Consider the following 20,647-nt stretch of genomic DNA (forward strand, 5'->3'; position numbering starts at 1 on the left):
TTCATTGGGAACCCCCCTTCAGTCTGAAAACATCGTTTCCGCTATCATACGCCAAATCTTTATTCGCTAACAAATTCAATAGTGCTGATAATTGGGATGCATCTAATTTGGATGCGGTATACTGGGAATTGTCAGCTAACGTAATGACGATCACGCCATCTGTTTTTGGATTGTATGACATGAAATAGGATTTGACGCTGTGGCTTGCGGTTGCACTGCTTAAGGTTGCATTTTTTGTCTTGGTAAAAGCTATTCCGTTATCGCTGTTTGGGTTACATCCGGTTAAGTAAATCAAGAGGCAAATGGGACCTACAAATTGCCATTTTAGTTTTTTTAAGTGATCAGTCATGATGGTTTATTTTAAGTTTTAAATACTATTGCTATATTTTTACCTTTCTAAATTTTCCTCTTTGTTCTGAACTTCAATTCTGCTGCTCCGACGTCAACTCATAGTTTTCAATCACATGACTGTCGGGGTCAGGGAAATTAGGAGATCCTTCGTTTACATCTGTTCAAATTCAGTTTAATAGGCAGAGCTGGGGTCAAATAAATTGACGAGGTTGAAGCCAATTCCGAAGCCGATATATGGACTAGCGTGGAATTTCTCCACTCCGAAGGAGGCTACGAAATTAATACCGTGGAGTGAATACAGTCCGGATGCTCCCCAGGTAAACGAAAAAGCCTTACTCGCTTCGGTATCGCCCGGGATGGGAAGCAGGCCGACAAATGGGCCAATTCCGAAATAGGTGTTCCGCGGATCGATATCGGTATTTTTAAAGAACTTAGTGCGGCCTATCACATAGAAACAGGCCACATTGAGGTCAAGGATATCGGCATTCGTTTTACCTGTTTTCAGGTCAATGCGGTAAGGGATGGCCGTTGCGGTTAGCATGAAATAATTAAAGGGCACCTTTAGGGTCCGCCAATCGTCCCCGATGTAATAGGCAAAGGTATCGCCATTATTATCACTGTTAACATAGGCTGGTTTTGTTTTCAGCGGGTCGTTTGCTGGGCCAATGGTCCAAAAATGGATGAACAGCGTGTCGTCTGTCCGGCGGTCGATTAGTCCATATAGGTAATGGTGTTTTATGTTTTTGACATCATTGATCAGCTTGCTGTTATCAGGAATGACAATCGGCAGGTATGGCGCTTTATGGATCGGTGTGACCTTGCCAGCAATAATTGCATAGCCCACGATCTTATCCTGCCCCTTTGGTGTTTCAGGTACCTTGTATAGACCTACCAGAGCTTTGGAGCTGTTGGCATTAAATTTTTTAGCCTTGAATTTATAACGGTGCCGGAACTGCTGTTGACCATAGGCAGATGAGCCAAAACTGGAAATTAGCAAAACAGTGGCACAGATTCCCAAAAGAAATCTCGAGGCGTGTTTAATTGTGGTAGATTTCACGATATGGTTAAGGTGTTAGTGTAATTTACTCGCTAATATACAAAGGTTTAGCTATTATTTTTTCATAGCCTGTATATTTTTTTGGTTACCAAGCGGAACGATTTTTTTAGCGTAAATTATTAATAAAACACTTGCAAAAAGCTAATATTTTTAGTATATTTAATTATGAAAACGTTTGTTTATTTAATTTTCACCTGCTTTATTTCCACCGGCGCCTTTATGGGTGCTTTGTATTCTAAAACGCCATTTCTGCTTTACGCAGTCGGTTTTGGTATATGGGCGCTGTTCCTTTCGGGCGTTAACCGCCGGATGAAGAAGAATGCCGAACGCCGCAATATGGAACGCAATTTTCAGGACTATATGCGTTACAAGGTGCGCAAGCCCAATCGTTAATCAAAATACCCTTCCTAATTTCTCAAGTCCCTGTTGTATCCGGGGCTTTTTTTCTCCTAAATTATTGCTTATGTCTAATTGGTGCTCCAACAGCGTGGTGTTCTCCGCAGCAGAAGATAAGCTGGAAAACATCCGTAATTTATTTGCAGAGATACAACAGCAACAAATAAGCAGCGACCATTACCACCTGCCCGATTTTGTGGAGAGTAAGCAATATATTCGGGATATTGTTGTACGGGACAATCGCATATCCTTTGAAAGCAGGTGGAGTCCACCTACAAGCCTGCTTATCGAAATTGCTGATTTTTACCATGCAGGATTTGTCAACAGGTTTCACGAAATGACCAACCGGCTTTACGGGGAATCGCGGTATGATTACATCAGCCTGGTCACCGTTAGCCTGGACAAGGATGAATATGAGGCGATCAGGTGTGACAAACGAAATACAGGAAATAACCTTGGCGGGGAGATTTTCAAACAGGAAGGGGATCTGCTGGATTATATACTGGAACAAAAAATAGAAGAGCAATTCCGGATAGAGATTAGTAACCGGATACGGTAAGAATATTTACAGGTGACCTACCTACCGTTTTATTGGATCAAAAGAAGCTGCTGACATCCTCAAATTATGATATTTCCCGGTAAGATGTTTTGCCGCCGCTTCAATTTTAATGGATTATTTATATTTGCACCTTCAAACTTCCTATGACTAAACTATTTGTTGTTGGCCTCCCACGGGAAATGGACGAAATTCAGCTGGCACAGCTGTTCGGACCTTATGGCGATATAAAGTTATTAACGATCATACGCGATAAATCCAACGGCGAAAGTAAAGGCTACGCCTTCATCCAGATGGATGACCAGGGTGCTAACGAGGCCATTGCAGGATTAAATGGTCATGCCATCGGCGACAGGCAATTGGAAGTAAGAATTGCTGATGAGAAACCCGAACCTGCTGCAAAGCCGGTGTTTAAAGCCAAACCTGTATACGTTCCCGTATCCCCAATCACGGCAAAAAAGAAAAGACCGCGAATTTCAAAATAATATAAAGATGACTCCATAGGAAGCACTGGCACAAACCGGCCTTAATTTGAGACAGATCAGGACTGATAAAGGCTGGTCGGTCGAAGCTTTAGCCGTGCTATCACAACTGGATGCGGATCTGATAGCCGGAATAGAATGCGGTAATGTAGACTATTTTGTTAATGATATTTTTGCGCTTGCAGCTGCATTGAATGTAGATTTCCGGCGTATCATCGTAGATAATGTTACCATTTAATTCTCTATTTTTACACCATTATAAGCAGGCATTTCTTTGCCTGCTTTGTGATAAGGTTTAGGTTAAAATCCCCAAGCAGCGAGTGCAAGGGGATTTTTATTTCTACCTGTTCCCTTTAATCAAAATGCGGATAAACATTTAGAACAATTTTATCCTTCCAACTGGAAAGCCGATAATAGTCGTTCATAGATGTTTTTCACAACTATGTTTCCCAAGCCCATTACTTTAAAAATTTCTTTATCGGGCAATTCCTCCGCTGCTGTAGCCATGAACGCCTGCAATTTCTCCTTTATCGGTGCGGGCAGTTCATGTACTTCACCTTCCTGCATCATAACGGCTAACCTGAACACATCTGCTTTGTGTTTTTTGAGCTGTTTCTTGTCTTCTGTGCTGCCCGCCGCTATTCGTTCAGCTATCTCTAAAAATGCTTTGGCTTTCAAACAAATCAGTGCTTCGGTATTAGCGCGGTGTAGGCCATCCTCATCAGTACTATGCTCGATCATGAAGTTATAATAATCGTCATCCATGAGAATTGCCGACAAGCTTGATAGATCGTCGTCTACAGGTATAGGCGTTAAATGTGCGCCCGCCTGTAGATCTATGGTATCAGGTGTCCTTGAAAATAATTCTACCTGGAACGGGAAGGAGGTATCCTCCGGTTTCACAAAGCGGTAATATTGCCGGGTATCATCGCTTTTTTCTTGGCGCTCATATTTACCATCCTGTATGAATTGCCAAAATTGCGTAACAAAAGCAGGTGTTAATGCCTCCACCACCAAAATAATATCAATATCTTTTGTAGCCCTTGGGATAAATCCTGCTTCTTCTATAATTACATCGCATGCCGTACCACCGATCACTACATAATTGTCGGGGAACGCCTCAAAATATTTTTTAAAAACATCTAATCCTCTTACCATATATATTTAGCAATAATTTGTTCCAAAGCCATTTCCGTACGTTCGTCTGCATCTGCCTGCAAACTTAAATATAAAGACAACGGATCAACCACACCCAAGTCATTTGGCAGTTCCCCCACGAGCTTTTTAGGATCATATTTCCAAACTTCCAACCCGAATTTACCTTCCTGCTCATTCAGGTTGACCAGGCTGCCCTGCTCCTGTAAGTTATAAAAACTGGTTCGGTCGGTTGCATAATGCAATTGCCTGCTCGGGTTCATATCGCTGTATTCCGGTAAAGCGGAAGCTCCGGCCAGTAGCATAAATGGCTTATGGGGTTTATCGTCGACAAACACCTTTTTCAGTACCGGGTTGTTCAGCAGCTTGCGTTTCATCAGGTCACCCCATAGTTCAGCGCTATCCAAACGGAAGCGTATGAATTTCTCCTTCTCCCCAGTGACATCTATAATCTCCTCGTATCTCAAATTTTCAATAGCCTTAGTAATCGCCATCGCGGTATAGCCTGTTTTTTCCGCTATAGCTTTAAAAGGATGCTCTTCCAGTTTCCATTTATCGTGACGGTGTATAATATGATAAATGACCAGAAATTGCGCTGAAGGCAAAAGCGTAGTATTTTTGCGCTTTGTGTTTTTACCTAAGTCCGATTCGCGCAGGTCGATCAGCAGATCCGGCAAAAACAATTGCTTTCCCGGAACAATAAAATTAATCCCTTTGTCTATCAACCGTTTCCTGTTATAAGCAGTGATCTGCGGCATTAGCAGCACTATCGTAGGAAAATTCTTTTTTAGCTGTGCAAACTGCTTTTCTGTTTGTAGGATGCTGAGGTATTCTAAATCCTTTGGCTCGGCAAATACCAGTTCTTTTTTATATAGGTTCCCCAGATATAACTGGTACCCCTCGTTGATATAAACAGGCAAATGTGCCATCCTGTTTTTTGGTAAAGGATGGAGCCCGATATCGCGGCCTAAGACCTCTTTTATATAAAATTGAATATCCATTATTTATATAATAAACTAAATTATATCTAATAAACCTGTTAGGTTTATTGTGCAAATATAAGTTTATTATATATAATTTTATAATAAAATTATTTTATCAGACTGGAATAGAGCTTGTTCTCCATAACGCACGTAACCTAACTGATTAGTCAATAGCTGCGTTTTCCCAATTTCAAAGCCAGGAGTGTTGATGTGGTGATGACCATATATCCAGAAATCGGGTTGTTTTTTTTCGATTAACGGGAATAGCTCAACAGTAAATGCGTCACTTAACAAGCTGCCTTTATATTGCTCCGGGTAATTCAGATAGGTCGGTACGTGATGGCTGACCACTACCTTTTTTAAGCTTTCACCAGCAGTATCCAGCGCATTTTCAACAAAGGCAAGTCCCTGCGCATGTAACTGGTTATAATGATCAAATGAAAACCGGTAGCCATCATATTTAATGATGCGAAAATCGTTCATGTTCTTTTCAATATGCCACCAATTATCAGGGCTTATTCTTGACCACAGCGTGGAAAATATCAAATGAACCGAATCCAATACAATCGTCTGGTTATTTAGCAGGCTTACATTGCTACGGATATTTTCACAGAAAGCACCGCTTTTTTTAGCAGCGTCAAAATGGTAATACTCGTGATTGCCAGGCACCCAATAAACCTGTTCAAAATTATCTGAAACATAATTGAAAAAGTCCTTGTGCTTATCGATCAGGATAAAAGGCAATACATCTCCTGCTAATACCAAGATATCCCCTTTCGGTTCAATCGGGTTGTTTTTAATAAATACCTTATTCTCAGGAAACTCTAAATGCAGGTCGGAAACGTATTGTAATCGCATGAAAAAATTATTGATACTGTCGCTAAATTTACAAATCTTTTGAGCGGGCTAAACCAACGCTTCGGAATTGCAGTACCATCGCCAGCTTACAATACCAATATATAGGATTTTTCACTAAGAAATATTCTGAAAAATAGTTCTTAGTGTTAATTTTATTAGTAATATTTGGCAACTAAACTAATTATCAACTATCTGCATGACGATTAACCGGGAAGCATCTGATAAAACTAAAGGCTTCAGGCTTCAGAAGATACGTGTTATCGAATATATGCTTGATGGTATCGCCACTTGCGAAAAACCTCAATTTTATTCTGCCATTGAGCACATCGAAGATGTGTACGTCAAAGACCGGGCTGATGACGGTAGCGAAACCCTGGAAGAAAACAAGAATTATAATCCCGATACCAGTTTTACGTTTAATAGCCATGAGGTTATAAATACGATGGTTAGTTTTATCGATATTTGGCTAAAAAATCAGTTCAGCGACAATCTTAAACTATCGTTTTACTCTACAAACAGTTACGGCAAGGAAGGGACTTCCAATGTTGTTAGGAACAACGGGATCAATCTACCGGATAAGGCAATATTAGAACTTTTAATCGACAAGAACTACGACTATAAAGATCTAATCCCTAGTATAAAAAAATTTATAATCGCTGAATATAAAGCTCAATACGATAAGCCTGGTCACCCTGGACGAATTGATGTCATCGAAAAAATGTCCGACAATCAATGGAGAAAATTCATAAGTTCAATAGACTGGAAATTTGGTGAGTTTGACGAAGTGGCCAAAAAACAGGAAGTATTGGACAAAATTAAAGCCTGCAAACATTTTTCAACTTCGCAAGTGGGAAAAGAAGCGTCGATATTTGCGGAATTAATGGAGATGTATGATGAGCGGCAAAATATTAAGGACCCAACTGAAAAATTTATTCATTCTTCAGAAATTGAACTCGTTTTTATAAGGGCAAGTTCAGATCCAAACCATCTGATAGCAGACCCAGTATGGCAGCTTTGGGCAACTATGCCGCAGTCAGACAGCCGTAATCTGAAAGATAAGATTATAGATGTTTGCACGAGTTATAGTGAACGTAAAATAGAACAACATGCATTAAAAGTTGCCCGTAGTCTTATTGAACAAAGTAGCTTCGTCACGGATAAAAGTCTGCTTTCTTTGAAGTACAGAGTGTTTGAACATTGTAACGACTTCTTACTAGCATACTTAGGCAACCGCGATGTCAGTAATCCGATTACCGAACAGGAGATTGATGAACTTTTAAAAAAATTGATTGAAGAGGCTAATGATGTTATAAATAACTTGAGCAAAAAATTTAGTTATACCTATAACAATCAGAAGCTGATAGATGGCCTGATTTTAGAACTATTTGATAGCTGTTATTTAGCATTTGACTGATGAGCCAGCAACAAGTATCCGGAAATAAGAAACGATTGATGTTTATTAAAGGGGAGGATTTTTATTTTCTTACCTATAACATCATTATTATCCTAAAAACATTGGGTTGTAATTCTGCGGAAAAAACTTTTAAGGACTACCGTAAGCTGGCTTTTCTGGTGGATTTTTCAGCGGATTGGACGCTGTTGAATATTTTAAGATCATACCCTTCGGGTCGTTATCTTAATTATCGCGATAAAGAAATGTTGATGAGGTCTTATTCATCTGGTTTGGTAAGAATTAATGAAATTCTGAAATTATTATTTGCACTCGAAAAGAAAGGACTAATAGGGATTTCTAAAAACGCCGCCAGCAGTCAACTTGATATATATCTAAGGGAAGATTCAGTCCCATCCAACCTTTTTGAGAATAATATTTTTAAGCTGGAATTGGATAATGCAAACATGTTAAAACGCGTTGTGCCAAGGCTATCAATGATTAAGTTGGAAACATTACTAAGCAGCATCTACTATGATTATGGAATTACAAAATGGGTAACTCATTAATTAATAAAGTCCGTTATATAGGTACGAAATATAACTTCGAATCGCCTCAGCTTTCCAAAGGTCTAAATATTTTGGAAGGGTCAAATGGTTCTGGGAAGTCTACCTTTATGAACTTAATCTATTATGGATTGAGTGGGACCGTTCCAGAATTCCGCACAAGTAATAAAGAAACTCACATTGAAATCACTGGGGACACTGAAAATTTTGTGGAGCTTGATATCCTAATTAATGATGTCCCATTCTTATTACAGCGGTATATAAATCGTAATGATATCAATATTATTCCTACCGATGGCAACGTCAAAATTTTGCCGATAAATCGATCAAAAAACGAAAAATATATTTTTTCTGACTGGATATTGGAAGCGCTGGGTATAACAGCCGTTGAGATATTTCAGGGTGTCAATCATTTTACTATTAATTTCCGTGACCTCTTAAGGCTTATTTTCCATGATCAAGAACCGAATCCTAGAAAAATTTACAAAGCTGCGGACTTTGACAACATAATCGCCGATTCAGAGTTAGTACGAAAAATAATTTTTCAACTGTTGGTCGGTAAATCATTTTCCGAGTATTATTCCTCTTTGGCGAAACAAAAGGAAGCTGAAAAAGATGTGTCCGTCAAAAAGGCTCTTTTAGACGAATATATTATGATTTCGCGCAGTCTGAAAGAAAATGACGACGATCTCAATTTGACTTTTTTACTAAAAGATCTTGAGGAGCGCGAAGAGCAATACAAACGTTTGCAGGAGTATCGAGCTTCCCTTAAAGTTGACCGTCCGGCATCTACTGCATCTTTTGGCGAGATTTCACGGTTAAAGACCGATATTTTAAACAATGAAATCCGGTTAAATACTTTACAGCGCAAAGAAGCAGATTCTTATGAAGAACTTTCCAAACTTTATCAGCTGAAAGAAAATTTGATCCTTGAGGTCACTCAAATTAAAAAGATCATTCATTCGCATGACAAGTTGAGTCTGTTTTCAGCAGACACCTGTCCTTATTGCCTTCGCCTGGTTGACCGACAAGAAGGTCATTGTGTATGCGGTAACAAAGTAGATGAGGACCAATATGAAAGGTTTTTCTATAACAGCGACGAGTATTTGCAAATATTCAAAGCCAAGCAAAAAACCGTTGAGACAATTGACCTTGCAATTAAAAGTGCGCAGGAAACTCAAATACAACTACAAAGCGGAAAGGCCGAACTTAATCAGCAGAATGAATTGCTTAAGAACGAGATTAAAACTTTGTTACGGGACGTTGACAGCGGTATTGATACAGCACAGTTAAACCGTGTCGATGACCAAATCTTGGCCACTCGGGAAAAGATCGGTGTATTGAACCGGAGAATCGAAGTAGAAAGGAAACTTGAATCGTTGCAAAAGCAATATGATCAGGCAGTGCGCGGCTTGGACACCCTGCGTGATACAACAAACGCATTAGCGATAACTTCTCATGCCGATATAAGAACGAAGGTTGATGAATTTAACTTGACCTATAATGATTTTATGATCAATACCCTGAAAAATTGCAGGATTGCGCGAATCGATATGGACGACTATATGCCGGTAATAAATAATGGTGAATATCGAGAAGCTAGTTCAACAGTTCCAATCAGGTTAATGTATTACCTGACTTTGCTGAAAACCTCGCTTAAAAATTCTGATAGCAAGTACCCGAAATTTTTGCTCATAGATACACCTGAAACGGCTGGTATCGATGCGGAAAACTTGATGAAGGGTTTATCTCAACTTACCAAACTGGAAGATGAGGGCAATAATCAGAATTATCAGGTTATTTTATCCACTGCTATTCAAAAATACCCTGAAATATATAAGGATAAAGTGTTTTTGACGCTAACAGACGATCACCGACTATTGAAAAAGGTGACACCGCCGAAAACTACCGGAGGTCAGCCTGCTAGTCCAGAACCAAGTGTCAACTAATTGATCGATGTCCGACCAGTTAGTGACCTGCTAGTTTAAATATAATCTCAAGAGTTAAATGACCGCATTTAAATTGCTCGCGATCCGGCCGTTACAGGATTGTCATCCCAGATTTATTAAAAATCTTTCGCCAGGACTTATCTATCAGTTCTACCAGAACTTTGATTTTTTAAACGAAAATAATAACGCGGTTAAGCAGGCGGAAAATGTTTTTAAAATAAAAACAAGTCAGGCGATCCCAGAAAATCTTTATGACGTTAAAAGCGCAGACGGAACAGAATTAAAGATTAGCATCTCAGCAATAGCGGGCAAAAATGGTTCGGGCAAGAGTTCACTAATCGAATTGCTTTTTGCTATTGTTTATGTGTTTTCTGTTGAGCATCGATTACTGGAAACGGAATTAACTTCACCAGACACAGCTGGGAATCTTAGGAATGATATAAGGAGCTTTCAGATCCGACTTCTTGAGTTATGGGCAAAGAAAAACGAGGATTATGAGGAACTAAAAACCAAACACTCTGGGGATATTCCCTTTGAAGCGCTGGAAAAGGAATTTACCTTAGGTAAAGAGGAGAAGTATCTAAATAGCAGGCTGAAACAACTGCAAAAAGATTTGAAAAACCTACCGGACAGGTTGGAAAACCTGACGAATTTTAAGGACCAGTTACGGGCTGAGTTATACTTCGAAGTCGACGGAAAATATTTCCAAATCAAATGTGATCCGGGTAACTCTTTGAGTGCAACTGGCTCCATTTGGGCAATCGGTGATGATGGTACTAGGCCAGTAATGGTTCATCTAAATGAAGCCAAGGAACATTTGCAACGCCTGATATTCTATACGATCTCGGTTAATTATTCTCATCATAGTTTAAATAGCCTGGTTATTGGCGAATGGATAAATAGTTTGTTTCATAAAAACGATGGTTACCGAACTCCCCTCGTAATTAATCCAATGAGAACCAAAGGCAATTTTGATATTAACCGCGAAATGTCTTTGGTTAAGTACAGGCTGTTAAGTAATCTATTGGTCCAGAAATATCACGATTCAGAAAAACCACTTTGGGTAACTGATAATCAAATCGTTGAAAAAATCGTGTTCAGGCTGAACATGGGGAAAGTCGCAAACCTGGAAGCTTCCCTGAACAGTGAAGGTGTTTCAATCACGGGTAACCCACGAGCTGCCCGAATGATATCTGATTTAATCAGTTTGATCGATGATACATTGCCGATGGCCACCGGCCTCTATCAGGATATGCCCTTAAAAGATGTTTTACTCAACTATATTGTAGGAAAGGCAGATAGAATAAGTGAATTGTACCCAGGCTTTGAACATGGTTATCAGTTTGGTCCAAACGCTCCGATGCTTGACAGTTTAAACTACCTTAAATCATTAATTGAGGACGGTACTCACATCACTAATAAACTTCTACAAGCCCTGAATTTTTTAAGATATATACTTTTGAATGGCTGGGACAATTTGAGGTCAAATTATCTTTCCGACGATCTTGATATTAATGGGCAGATTACGTTGGTATTTGAACCCGAAAAATTGATAGATTGGATGAAATTGAAAAATGCCGGAGAGATCGCTCAAAAAATACCACCTTCAATTTTTGAGATTGATTTTATTTTAGCCAGCCCAAAAACAACAGAAAAAAGCAGCTTCGCGGATCTAAGTTCTGGCGAACAGCATTTGATATATGTTATACAGTCAGTAATTTATCACATCAACAACCTTCAATCAGTTCACTTTAGCAAGAAACCAAGATTAACCTATAACTCGGTAAATATTATCTACGACGAGATCGAATTATATTTTCATCCTGAGTTCCAAAGACGCTTAATCAACGATTTATTACAGGCTTTCAAAAACTTATACCTGGCCGGAAAGACCGGTATACGTGCAATCAATATCCAACTACTTACACATTCGCCATTTCTTTTGTCTGATATTCCGGATAATAATATTTTATTACTGGACTTCAGCGAGGAAAATGGTAAATCTATTACAAAAGAAGCAACGAAGACCTTTGCTGCCAATATAAATGATTTACTCGCTGATAATTTCTTTTTGGAGGATACGCTAATGGGTAAATTCGCAGAACAACAGATCAATAACCTGATCGATAAGATAAAAAATAATGTGCCACTTAATGATGATGACGAACTGTTGATCGAAAATATTGGTGATGATTATTTAAGAGTAAGCATTCTAGAATTTATAAAAGCCAATGGTTAAGATAATCGTTCATCAGGACCGGCAAAAAGAGTACTGGCTAAATATTGGCCAGGCTTTGAAAGATGAGATCAATAGTTATTTAAAAGCTTTCGATCATCTCAAAGGATTGAATATTGTTGACGACGACACGGATTTTACAGTTTACAAAGGGGCTGTGGTGGATCTGGTAAATTTAGCAGCAAAGACCCCTAAAAAGACGACTGACTTTAATCAACCAATTTATAAGAAGGCTCTTGATGAATATTTAAAGGGCAAGGAGCAGGTTGCTCATAACGTATTGGACAACATGGCGACGTTTTTAAATGTTCTCTTGGACAAAAATGGGGCGGAATTAAAAAATTTATTATTATGTCCTCCCGATGGCCTTTTAGATAAGCATAATGAATTAAACTCATCCTACACTATAAATACAGGCCTCGAAAAAAAAATAATTGGGTTAATATTCAATTTTAAAACGTGTGATCGAATTGTTAAACCAATTAAGAATTTCTTTCGAATCCCGGAACTTGTTTTGACCTGTCCTTATTGTAATCTTCACAAAGTTAACTATGTTGAAGGTGAAGAAGGAGGAACTGGAGAGGTACACGAACTTGATCACTTTTTCGACAAAACCGTCCACCCGCTTCTTTCTTATTCCTTGTTCAATCTTGTGCCCTCCGATACTTTTTGTAACAAATCATATAATAAAGGGCAGGAAAAAGTTACAAAAACTTATCATATAAATCCTTATGAAAAAGGTTATGTGGCTGCTTTAAGGTTTAAACCAATTCTGGCTGGGGATGCAATTGATCAGTTTGAATTAGACGTTCAAATTCCACGTACAGATCCACTTTTTGACCAAATGTTTGGAAGTTTAGGTGTTATTAAAGACGACACGAGAAGCGGCAACTTGAATATGTTTAAGATTCGGGCAAGATACAATGATAAGCTGGTTAAAAAGGATGCTGCTAAATACTTAAAGAAGATTAAGAACTATGCCGCATCACGGAGACGAATGGTTGGCTTTTTTAAAAGAATGGGGAAAGATATATCCTTAAATGCACATAACGCCTGGTATGAAGACCTGCTTCCAACCCATTTCGAGCAAAAGTATTTCCACGATGCACCTTGTTCGAAATTGTATCGTGATCTTCATGATTATGTATTTACCAATGATAAGCATTGGTTCAATAAAGATGTGAGGAAACTGATCGATGATCAACCTTTGGAAAATTGATATTTGAATTACAAATTTATTTTTAAATGGCCGGATTAAGGGACAATTTCAAATCGGAAGTCAAACGTATTTTGGGCAGTAGAGTAGCTTTCCGTTGTTGCTATCCTGGTTGTGGTGTGCTGACAATCGGCCCGAACGCCGTTGATGACTATAAGGCAATCGTCCTTGGTGAAGCTGCTCATATCCACGCAGCAGCTTCTGGAGGCCCAAGATATCTTCCGGAGATGACTGCCGATGAACGAAAATCCTTTGACAATGGCATCTGGTTATGCCGTCATCATGCCAAACTGATCGACGCGGATTTTCGGAGCTATTCTGCCGAAACGTTACTCCAATGGAAACAAACTATGGAGACAGACACTTACCGGCAATTAAAAGACCTTACTAAAAGCAGCATACATGAGCCTACAACGATAATTTGCCTGCACCCCCAATTAATGTTTGAAGGTATTTGGAAGAGTGCGGTAAATGATACATGGAGGTTTGTCGTTAAGGATTTTATTTTTGGAGATTTGAACGCACTGCGGGAATATGGTTCCAGCCATAAACAGGTGTTTGGAAATTATATCATCGTTGAATCGCAGGGTGATGGTCGGCTGATACATGACAGCTTTGAGTGGGCGAACGAGAATGGTACTTTGGAAATAGCAGTAAAGGTTTATCCGCCGGTGATAAGGCGTGACCCCAACCATATTGGAGGAGATTTGGCATTGGGACCCGATCATGATCTGGTTATTGAAAATGGAGATTTTAAAATTATTTCCGGTAAACAATTAGCAAAGCAACTTATTGAAAGTAACCTTAGCATAACGCCCGTTACTTTACTGATGAATCCAAAGGTAGGTTCTATGTTTAATATTTATTACCATGCTCACAAGCAAAATCCTATACTGTTAAACCGGATAATTAAGATTGAATTAACACGTTTAATTACCATTCCAATTAGACCTGAAGATCCGACCGATCAACCGGAATTGAATTTTATCAATCGTATAATCAATATAAATGTACTGGACGAGGTTGGCAACTATGTGCCCGTTCAAATTTCTTTAGAGTGGGGAGACGGAACTTTCTGGAGTGATACCATTCAGGTATTTTTAAGTCCCCAACATAACGATGAGCAAAAGCCGATTCCTGAAATTATAGAACGTATTTTAGATATGAAGCCGCTTGAAGAACTTAGGGTGCTTACATCAAGTCTGACAGGTCCTGAGTTGACCATTAAGCAAACTCCAGAAATAACCCTCCGGATTTTTCAGGAGTTATTGCCGGCAATAATGGACAACGCTTCAAAGGCTTTAGAATCTGAAATATTCCCTCTTTTTAACGAGCATATTCTTTACCGTTCATTTGATAATAACAGTTATGAGTATAATACCTCCTATGATTTAGAATTACACTTGTATAAGCGAGGTTTGGTACACCAACTTGGGATTACTATTAGTTTAAAAGGTTTTAAAAAAGCAGGTATCAGGGCTTTTGATGTTATGACGGATCTATTTATATATTTTAATGATTATAATTATATGATTGGTTATTCAAAATCAAAACCATGGATGACTAAGCTTTATAACCAAAGGCCTTCAGAAGATGAGATTGCCAAGGTAGCTGACGATTTCATTAATAATGCCATCAAACAGATTAACCAAAAAATACTCGACTTGCAATAGGATTTCCAGCATTTTTCGGGCATTGCCTTCGGCCCGCGCTGTTCGCTGTATCTTTTTTCAAAAGGATGCCGCTGCCATCACTAATGCGGCCATGCCTGCAAACAAGGTTCGGCGTTCCCGCCCCAGCTTCCCGCCTCACCACGTTTGCCGGCCGCGCAACAAGCGCCGGACTACCGTATAGCCACTGTGCCACCTGAATCGGACCGTACCGCTGCGCTTTACCTGGCCGATTCCGCGCGCCTATCCGGTAGCCAGGCACTTGTTATTATAAGCCGGTTAATCGCCAACTTTAACCTTCTCTATCTTTCCGCAGCATAGTAAGTAACACTTTTTTGTATGTGCTTACCTGGCTTTTCATCAATTTATTTTTTAAGAATGCAAAAGTAAAGCTGCCGCCACCGCTGTCAAGGGTACATAAACCCCGGCGAACCGGGGCCCTTGACAGCAGCAGCGGCCAGCTTTTAATACCGGCATTTAAAAAATAAATTAATGTTATGGAATGCCTGGTATTAAATCCACAATCAAAAAATCAACCCACCGATTACATCGCTGACAACTACCTGATGCCCTATGAATCGGGTATTTTTAAAGAGATGCTACAAGCAATTGAAACTGGCGATCAAACACAATTAGACTGGTTTCGCAGTTTTGGCGATTCCTTCAGGACGATTACCATGAATGTCTACGCCTATCGAAAGGGCCTGGAGTTTGGGTTCACTGATATTTCCTTAGATAAAAATGGCTGGTTGATCCGGCCCCAATTCCCGGACAAAGAAGAATTGACATTTGGCGACACCAGCCGCTACGGCAATCACAGCCTGATCTATCTCGGTCGTGGCGAAAAACACACCTGGACCTACGGCATGAATTACAGTTACGGGGTTGCCGGTGGCTGCTACGGCTTGTCCGTTTACGGCAAACAATTCAAAAGCCGCCAGGATGCACTCACCTTTGCACTGAATGAACTAAAAGTCATGATGACCAAAAAGATTGACAGTACCGATACCACAAATGATAAACAGCCTGTTATCCTGGCAACATTGCGCGACATTGAAAAAGCACAGGTTGGTATGGTTCAACTCAGTTTGTTTTGATATTAAATAAATCAATATCGGACGCCGGGCGGTGAAATATCGGTTACCGGAAGGGCAACCGGTATGACGAAAAAGTTAATCAAATTATAGATTATTTTTTTCTGCACAATTTCAAAAGTAACGGTATCCAGTTGGTTAATCTTATTTGGTTTACCTAGTCGCAAAGGGTTGGTTTTGTCAGTCGCCTCATCATGATAAAGAAAAAGGCAATATCTTTTTGATAAAGGCAGGTATATTTCCGAGTCGGGGGAAACCAGCCATTCAAAGTTTCCTTTTTTATCCAGCACAACGGGGTTATCTGTAGTTGCCCAGAAAATATCCCCTGAATTTTCAAAAACTGCAAAATTAAAGTGGCGGAAAACTTCGACCAGATGTTCTGTTACCGTGCCTAAAAGCGTGTTAAGTTGCATCTCCGGTGGAATGTGGGGCAACAAAGATTCCATTAACTTTTTATTCTCTGGTTTAAACGCACTGAGTTCACCAATGAACCGTTTCTTTGCTTTTCCATCCTTCAAAATAAGCTGAATGAAATTAGTAAACGCTGTAGACCGGGTCAAAAGGCTGGCAATAAAGTGACATAGTACCTCTACGTTTTTATCGGTGATCTGCCTTTGGTTGTCCAAATTAGACAAGATGACCGGGTACAAGGATTCAATCTTTCCGCATTGCGTTTCGAAATTCCGACGAAATTCAATGTCTCCGTATGGGTGATCAAAGATGTTATTGGCTGCCGTAAATTCCCGGACGGGCACCTGTTCAGTTTCCTTATTACCTATTCTGTAAACTGCTAAAAGCCATTGCTCTTTCGCCTGAAACCCAAATTGCTTTAAATAGACCTGGGATACCCTGTGTTGGTTTTGATTTTCGGGTAACATCGTGATTATTTAAAGATCTCGTCCAGTTTCCATAACAACTCCAATGCAGCCGGCCAACCCGTCGTAATATACATATCCAGCAAATCCAGGAGGTTTTGAAAAGCCCCGTCTTCCAGCAATAGCCCCCGGTGATCTGCCAACAACTTCTCAGTGATCTTCACCATTTCAGCTACCGCCTGCGAATCAGTGGTATATCTGCCTGCAACGGAATGCCGGGTAACCTGAACAACCATTTCCAGAATATCTTTTGGATCATAATCGAGAACATCATTAAGCAGTTGTATAAAATAATGGGCGGTATGACCAATGATCAGTCCTTGCTGTGCAATATTTCCCGAAACTGTAATGATGCTTTTTAGCATTGGTTTTATCTTAAAATAAAAGGCTTCACGGCTGCTTTCATTTACCGGCAACTGAAAGGTATTACGGTTCAGCGACTTGGGCTGCATCAGGAAATAGATCCGTTGAACGATCTTGTCAAGTACCATCAATGAATTTTTGATGGCCGGGTCTTCCATCGTTACCTGTTCAGGTTTCAGCCCAGCGAGACATTTGTCGGTCCGCTCAATATAGCCTTGAATGATCGATAGCTCACGGGAATACAAATTAGGATTTTGATCGTATTTATTTTCCCTCCATGAAGGATGCATCTTTTCAAATAACCGAAAGATGACAGTATTGCAGAACTTGGGCCGGTCATAAGCATTTTGAAGTGTTTCAACAGCAATAGGTAAATCAAAGTGGTTTACCAGGTACAGCAGCAGGTCGGCATAGTTACTTAGGAATGTATCATGCTCTGCAAAATCAGGGAGTTTCTTATTGACCAGTTTCAGCCATGTCGTAGCTTTTTCCTGTATACCAACAATCTTAAAGATGAGATTTCCTAAAAGGATAGCATAAATAAAGGAGCTGTTCTCAGCTTTCAGCCTTTCTTCAATAAGAGAATTATAGCCGTCGTAACTATGACTGAATAGAGTCTCTATACCTTTAACCGCGTTAAAACGAATAACCGAATTCTTATCATTAACCGCACTACTCAGCAAATCGAAATGACTATCACTTTGCTCAAAATTATACAGGTTGACTATTCCTTCTGAAGCTTCGATTCTTGGCGTTGGCGACCAGCCCGAACTTGGCGACGAATTAGCGGAATCTTCTCTGTCAAATTTGGAATGGTAGCTGAACCCTTTTTTGATCAGTTGCGCAATTAGCGTAAAGTCTTTGGCCGGCAGGTTTTTATAATCTTTACTGATAATGGATGCAACTTTTACGGCACTGGTTAAAGCTGAAAAATACAGGTCTTCCTCATACTTCTTCGCTTCGTTTTCCAACAACCCAAACATGTTCGCCAGATCTTCCAAAAATGGCGTATAAACCGGCGCATCCGGAACATCGTTGAGCCATTGATTGCTGAAGGTCTCCATTTTAGCGATCAGGTCCATTAACCCCTGATTTTCTGAAATTTTGAAATCAACTCCACGTTCCTCCAGCCATTTGTCCGTCGTGTAGGTTGTTACAGAAGAATGAAATGATATGCCCGGTTCATTTTCGACAGGAACATTTTCCTGCATGAATTTTTTAGCCTCATCGCTTTGAAGCCGCTTTGATGCTATCCGCGAAAGTGCCCGGCTAAGGGTGACCGGATCGGCATCTTTGTAAAGCGCTATCATCAATTCTTCAATGGTCTTGATTTGCTTATCAGAGAATTTGTGTTGAAATCCCTCAACGATTTCTCTTACCTCGAACGAGGTTTCCATTTGCCGCATGATAACCGGGGTTACCAACAAGGGGTAAATAATTTCATGGAGCTGATCGGGAAACCCGGCTGCAAATTTTAATAGCAATTTCCAGGTAAATCCGGTTTTTGCGTGCTCAATATACAAAGCAACCAACGCCTGGCCGGCCTCCTGTTTATCATGATCAAAAACTTCCTTTATATAAGCGAAAATATCACCGGCCATTTCGGTCGGCTTTTCATAATCGCGATCAGCCCATAAAGACGAATGGTCGGAAATGAAATAATGAGGTTGACCATTGTAGGAAAATTCGACCGGCACCGCTTCTCCAGCATAGCCGAGGCGGTCATTAATGATGTAATCATTAACGATTTTTAAACCGGTTTTAATAGCAAGTTCAGGTGATGACGTTAAAAATTCAGGATAAAATTCCTTTAGCCGGTAATAACACATTTCGAAATCTTGTATCCGGTTGGTCATAAAATTCATGACCACAGACACTCCCATCGATGTTTGTTCACTACTCGTTTCAGTGTAACCAAAAATGGCTTCATAAATTTTAGCAACCATTTCAGGATCAAAAGATAAAATGAACTTAACGCTCTCTGCTAAAAATGTAAACCAATTGATATTAAATCCCGGTTCGTTCAATATGGCTAAAATCGGCAAGATGGCTTCATAAGAAGCTTTTTTATCGGTGTCATAGGTTCTCGCTACGAGGTCGATCCCGCGTTGCGCACCGATCCTGTCCACATATTCCTTTGCCTCTGTGAGCCTTGCCTGAAAGATGTATCGCATCATGTTTCTGGCGCTTTGGCCGCTGCTGTTACGAAACTCCGGATGTTCCGTCAGATCGCATACAGCCCTATCCATCAGAAAACCGAATTCAAATAGAAAGTTAGGGTCCAGATGCAACGATAAATCGGCCAGCAGGTCGATGTCCGCAGCCGTTGATTTACTCCTTAGAAACCGGATAGACTGTAAAACATTTCTAATGATCTCAGGTTTTTCTTTACCCTTATTGGAGTTGATGACTGGAGCCAGGTCCCCTACACTTGAATACTCTGATGCCAGGATGCCATTCAGTACCAATCGGTGAAAAAGCTGAACTTCTTTTTTAGGGTTGTCCAAAAGCTTCCAATAAAAATCCCAGAATATCGCATTTTTCTGGTACCATAAGGTAGTAAGGAAATAAATAAAGCTCGGCCGGAGAAAAAATGGTCGGGTTAAATCGCCCTCCATAAATTCGATAAAATGTTGATAATCTTCGTCCAGGCAGAAATAGCTGACTGCAAAATCAAATAAAATATTATGGGCAAAAGCTATTCTTGATTGATTAATGGACACCTCATCCAACAAACCATCGCTTCTGAGGATTTGATAACTCGCCAAAAAAGCTGCTGAGCGGTCTCCTAAAAACGATGTACGGTTGCAACTTAAAGAACGGGAGGCCACCAGTTGATTGCTCAATGCAGCCAATACCTGTTCTTTAAACAACTGATCGGTAGTACCAATAATTTTTTTCCCCCAATACGTATTTAGTAATTGTGTTTCAGATTTAAATTTTTTGATGGCCTCCATCTCCTGCGCGTTAGCATCGAGGCTTATTTTTTCAAGTATCTCCAGGAAAAATGGAGTATGCAATATTTCTTTTAATTCGGAGCTGCTGGTTTCATAAAAAGTAAGCAGCCCCGGATGAATGCTCAGCACGCTTTTGACTTCTTCCTCTTTAAGATTCCCTACGGTAAACTGCCGGCTGATCTTTGCAGTTGCTGAGTACCGGGGGTCAGGGAACATTTTAATGAGTTCAGGAGATTTGCCTGCATCATAAGTTCGTACACTCACTAAAATATTCCACTTGTCCCCCAATTGTATTTGTGCCCGCCGGATCTGGCTTAAAAACCCCTTTCTTAGCGTTTCATCCCTGGCGGCGTCAAATGCATCAAATATGAGGACTGCTTTAAATTCATTCTGTAACTGAATTTTCTTGAATTTGGCTATCCAGTCACTTTCCAGGCCGAGTTCGGCCTGTATGGCCTCATCACTAAAATTATAGGTATTATCAATGCGGATA

18 protein-coding genes are annotated in these 20,647 nt (G+C 40.0%); 11 read left to right on the forward strand and 7 right to left on the reverse strand.

The genetic code is table 11. The features are described from left to right. Position 1: 1 nt before the first annotated feature. Together Q0R52_RS26750 and Q0R52_RS26755 are read right to left on the reverse strand one after the other, a co-directional pair. Positions 2–349, reverse strand: a complete 348-nt coding sequence (locus Q0R52_RS26750) for a hypothetical protein (protein ID WP_295801106.1) — start codon at positions 347–349, stop codon at positions 2–4. A 174-nt stretch (positions 350–523) separates the two neighbouring features. Further along, positions 524–1,408 carry a hypothetical protein gene (locus tag Q0R52_RS26755; RefSeq protein ID WP_295801110.1) on the reverse strand — a complete coding sequence of 295 codons (885 nt, stop codon included), beginning with the start codon at positions 1,406–1,408 and terminating at the stop codon, positions 524–526. A gap of 165 nt (positions 1,409–1,573) precedes the next feature. Here Q0R52_RS26755 and Q0R52_RS26760 point away from each other — a divergent pair, with 165 nt between their 5' ends. The 4 genes from Q0R52_RS26760 to Q0R52_RS26775 all read left to right on the forward strand — a co-directional run bounded on the left by Q0R52_RS26760 (position 1,574) and on the right by Q0R52_RS26775 (position 3,080). Then, the gene (locus Q0R52_RS26760) at positions 1,574–1,801 is read left to right on the forward strand and encodes a hypothetical protein (protein WP_295801113.1); all 228 of its coding nucleotides are present in this window, start codon (positions 1,574–1,576) and stop codon (positions 1,799–1,801) included. Between the two features lie 70 nt (positions 1,802–1,871). Beyond that, positions 1,872–2,363, forward strand: coding sequence for a hypothetical protein (locus Q0R52_RS26765; RefSeq protein ID WP_295801116.1), 492 nt, complete (start codon positions 1,872–1,874; stop codon positions 2,361–2,363). Positions 2,364–2,506: 143 nt separating this feature from the next. After that, positions 2,507–2,845 carry an RNA-binding protein gene (locus Q0R52_RS26770; protein WP_295801119.1) on the forward strand — a complete coding sequence of 113 codons (339 nt, stop codon included), beginning with the start codon at positions 2,507–2,509 and terminating at the stop codon, positions 2,843–2,845. 46 nt (positions 2,846–2,891) lie between these two features. Continuing rightward, a complete protein-coding gene (locus Q0R52_RS26775) occupies positions 2,892–3,080 on the forward strand; it encodes a helix-turn-helix transcriptional regulator (protein ID WP_295801123.1) in 189 nt (62 codons plus the stop codon). Positions 3,081–3,229: 149 nt separating this feature from the next. Here the strand turns inward: Q0R52_RS26775 and Q0R52_RS26780 are convergent, their stop codons facing one another. From Q0R52_RS26780 to Q0R52_RS26790, 3 genes are all read right to left on the reverse strand, one after another. After that, positions 3,230–4,000: a hypothetical protein gene (locus Q0R52_RS26780; protein WP_295801125.1), complete on the reverse strand. Its 771-nt coding sequence runs from the start codon at positions 3,998–4,000 to the stop codon at positions 3,230–3,232. Then, positions 3,994–4,998: a hypothetical protein gene (locus Q0R52_RS26785; protein WP_295801128.1), complete on the reverse strand. Its 1,005-nt coding sequence runs from the start codon at positions 4,996–4,998 to the stop codon at positions 3,994–3,996. Before Q0R52_RS26785 ends, Q0R52_RS26780 begins: the two co-directional genes overlap by 7 nt. Positions 4,999–5,076: 78 nt before the next feature. Further along, positions 5,077–5,838, reverse strand: a complete 762-nt coding sequence (locus Q0R52_RS26790; protein WP_295801133.1) for a metallophosphoesterase — start codon at positions 5,836–5,838, stop codon at positions 5,077–5,079. 196 nt (positions 5,839–6,034) lie between these two features. Between Q0R52_RS26790 and Q0R52_RS26795 the strand changes: the two genes are divergently transcribed. From Q0R52_RS26795 to Q0R52_RS26825, 7 genes are all read left to right on the forward strand, one after another. Next, positions 6,035–7,252 (forward strand): hypothetical protein, encoded by a 1,218-nt coding sequence (locus Q0R52_RS26795; RefSeq protein ID WP_295801136.1) that lies wholly within the window; start codon positions 6,035–6,037, stop codon positions 7,250–7,252. Further along, on the forward strand, positions 7,252–7,797 hold the full coding sequence (locus Q0R52_RS26800) for a hypothetical protein (protein ID WP_295801138.1): 546 nt from the start codon (positions 7,252–7,254) through the stop codon (positions 7,795–7,797). Before Q0R52_RS26795 ends, Q0R52_RS26800 begins: the two co-directional genes overlap by 1 nt. Next, positions 7,782–9,743 (forward strand): AAA family ATPase, encoded by a 1,962-nt coding sequence (locus tag Q0R52_RS26805; protein ID WP_295801140.1) that lies wholly within the window; start codon positions 7,782–7,784, stop codon positions 9,741–9,743. The genes Q0R52_RS26800 and Q0R52_RS26805 overlap by 16 nt, the downstream gene beginning before the upstream one ends. Before the next feature lie 58 nt (positions 9,744–9,801). Beyond that, entirely contained in the window at positions 9,802–11,982 is a 2,181-nt protein-coding gene (locus tag Q0R52_RS26810) for a hypothetical protein (RefSeq protein WP_295801143.1), read from the forward strand. Then, entirely contained in the window at positions 11,975–13,198 is a 1,224-nt protein-coding gene (locus Q0R52_RS26815; RefSeq protein ID WP_295801146.1) for a hypothetical protein, read from the forward strand. The genes Q0R52_RS26810 and Q0R52_RS26815 overlap by 8 nt, the downstream gene beginning before the upstream one ends. A 26-nt stretch (positions 13,199–13,224) precedes the next feature. Then, positions 13,225–14,868 carry a hypothetical protein gene (locus Q0R52_RS26820; protein WP_295801148.1) on the forward strand — a complete coding sequence of 548 codons (1,644 nt, stop codon included), beginning with the start codon at positions 13,225–13,227 and terminating at the stop codon, positions 14,866–14,868. Between the two features lie 494 nt (positions 14,869–15,362). Further along, positions 15,363–15,962 carry a hypothetical protein gene (locus Q0R52_RS26825; protein WP_295801151.1) on the forward strand — a complete coding sequence of 200 codons (600 nt, stop codon included), beginning with the start codon at positions 15,363–15,365 and terminating at the stop codon, positions 15,960–15,962. A gap of 11 nt (positions 15,963–15,973) precedes the next feature. Here the strand turns inward: Q0R52_RS26825 and Q0R52_RS26830 are convergent, their stop codons facing one another. Together Q0R52_RS26830 and Q0R52_RS26835 are read right to left on the reverse strand one after the other, a co-directional pair. Beyond that, complete coding sequence (locus Q0R52_RS26830; RefSeq protein WP_295801153.1) at positions 15,974–16,837, reverse strand: DUF4238 domain-containing protein; 864 nt, start codon at positions 16,835–16,837, stop codon at positions 15,974–15,976. Positions 16,838–16,842: 5 nt separating this feature from the next. Continuing rightward, positions 16,843–20,154, reverse strand: a complete 3,312-nt coding sequence (locus tag Q0R52_RS26835; protein WP_295801157.1) for a hypothetical protein — start codon at positions 20,152–20,154, stop codon at positions 16,843–16,845. Positions 20,155–20,647: the final 493 nt, after the last annotated feature.

The sequence above is a fragment of the Mucilaginibacter sp. genome (assembly GCF_025359345.1).
In the GTDB taxonomy this organism is placed as follows: domain Bacteria; phylum Bacteroidota; class Bacteroidia; order Sphingobacteriales; family Sphingobacteriaceae; genus Mucilaginibacter.

Bases quoted from the DNA above. Each gene is read 5' to 3' on its own strand.
- Q0R52_RS26750 (WP_295801106.1), bottom strand. From the start codon at position 349: ATGACTGATCACTTAAAAAAACTAAAATGGCAATTTGTAGGTCCCATT.
- Q0R52_RS26760 (WP_295801113.1), top strand. From the start codon at position 1,574: ATGAAAACGTTTGTTTATTTAATTTTCACCTGCTTTATTTCCACCGGC.
- Q0R52_RS26765 (WP_295801116.1), top strand. From the start codon at position 1,872: ATGTCTAATTGGTGCTCCAACAGCGTGGTGTTCTCCGCAGCAGAAGAT.
- Q0R52_RS26770 (WP_295801119.1), top strand. From the start codon at position 2,507: ATGACTAAACTATTTGTTGTTGGCCTCCCACGGGAAATGGACGAAATT.
- Q0R52_RS26780 (WP_295801125.1), bottom strand. From the start codon at position 4,000: ATGGTAAGAGGATTAGATGTTTTTAAAAAATATTTTGAGGCGTTCCCC.
- Q0R52_RS26785 (WP_295801128.1), bottom strand. From the start codon at position 4,998: ATGGATATTCAATTTTATATAAAAGAGGTCTTAGGCCGCGATATCGGG.
- Q0R52_RS26790 (WP_295801133.1), bottom strand. From the start codon at position 5,838: ATGCGATTACAATACGTTTCCGACCTGCATTTAGAGTTTCCTGAGAAT.
- Q0R52_RS26795 (WP_295801136.1), top strand. From the start codon at position 6,035: ATGACGATTAACCGGGAAGCATCTGATAAAACTAAAGGCTTCAGGCTT.
- Q0R52_RS26800 (WP_295801138.1), top strand. From the start codon at position 7,252: ATGAGCCAGCAACAAGTATCCGGAAATAAGAAACGATTGATGTTTATT.
- Q0R52_RS26805 (WP_295801140.1), top strand. From the start codon at position 7,782: ATGGGTAACTCATTAATTAATAAAGTCCGTTATATAGGTACGAAATAT.
- Q0R52_RS26810 (WP_295801143.1), top strand. From the start codon at position 9,802: ATGACCGCATTTAAATTGCTCGCGATCCGGCCGTTACAGGATTGTCAT.
- Q0R52_RS26815 (WP_295801146.1), top strand. From the start codon at position 11,975: ATGGTTAAGATAATCGTTCATCAGGACCGGCAAAAAGAGTACTGGCTA.
- Q0R52_RS26820 (WP_295801148.1), top strand. From the start codon at position 13,225: ATGGCCGGATTAAGGGACAATTTCAAATCGGAAGTCAAACGTATTTTG.
- Q0R52_RS26825 (WP_295801151.1), top strand. From the start codon at position 15,363: ATGGAATGCCTGGTATTAAATCCACAATCAAAAAATCAACCCACCGAT.
- Q0R52_RS26830 (WP_295801153.1), bottom strand. From the start codon at position 16,837: ATGTTACCCGAAAATCAAAACCAACACAGGGTATCCCAGGTCTATTTA.
- Q0R52_RS26835 (WP_295801157.1), bottom strand. From the start codon at position 20,154: ATGGAGGCCATCAAAAAATTTAAATCTGAAACACAATTACTAAATACG.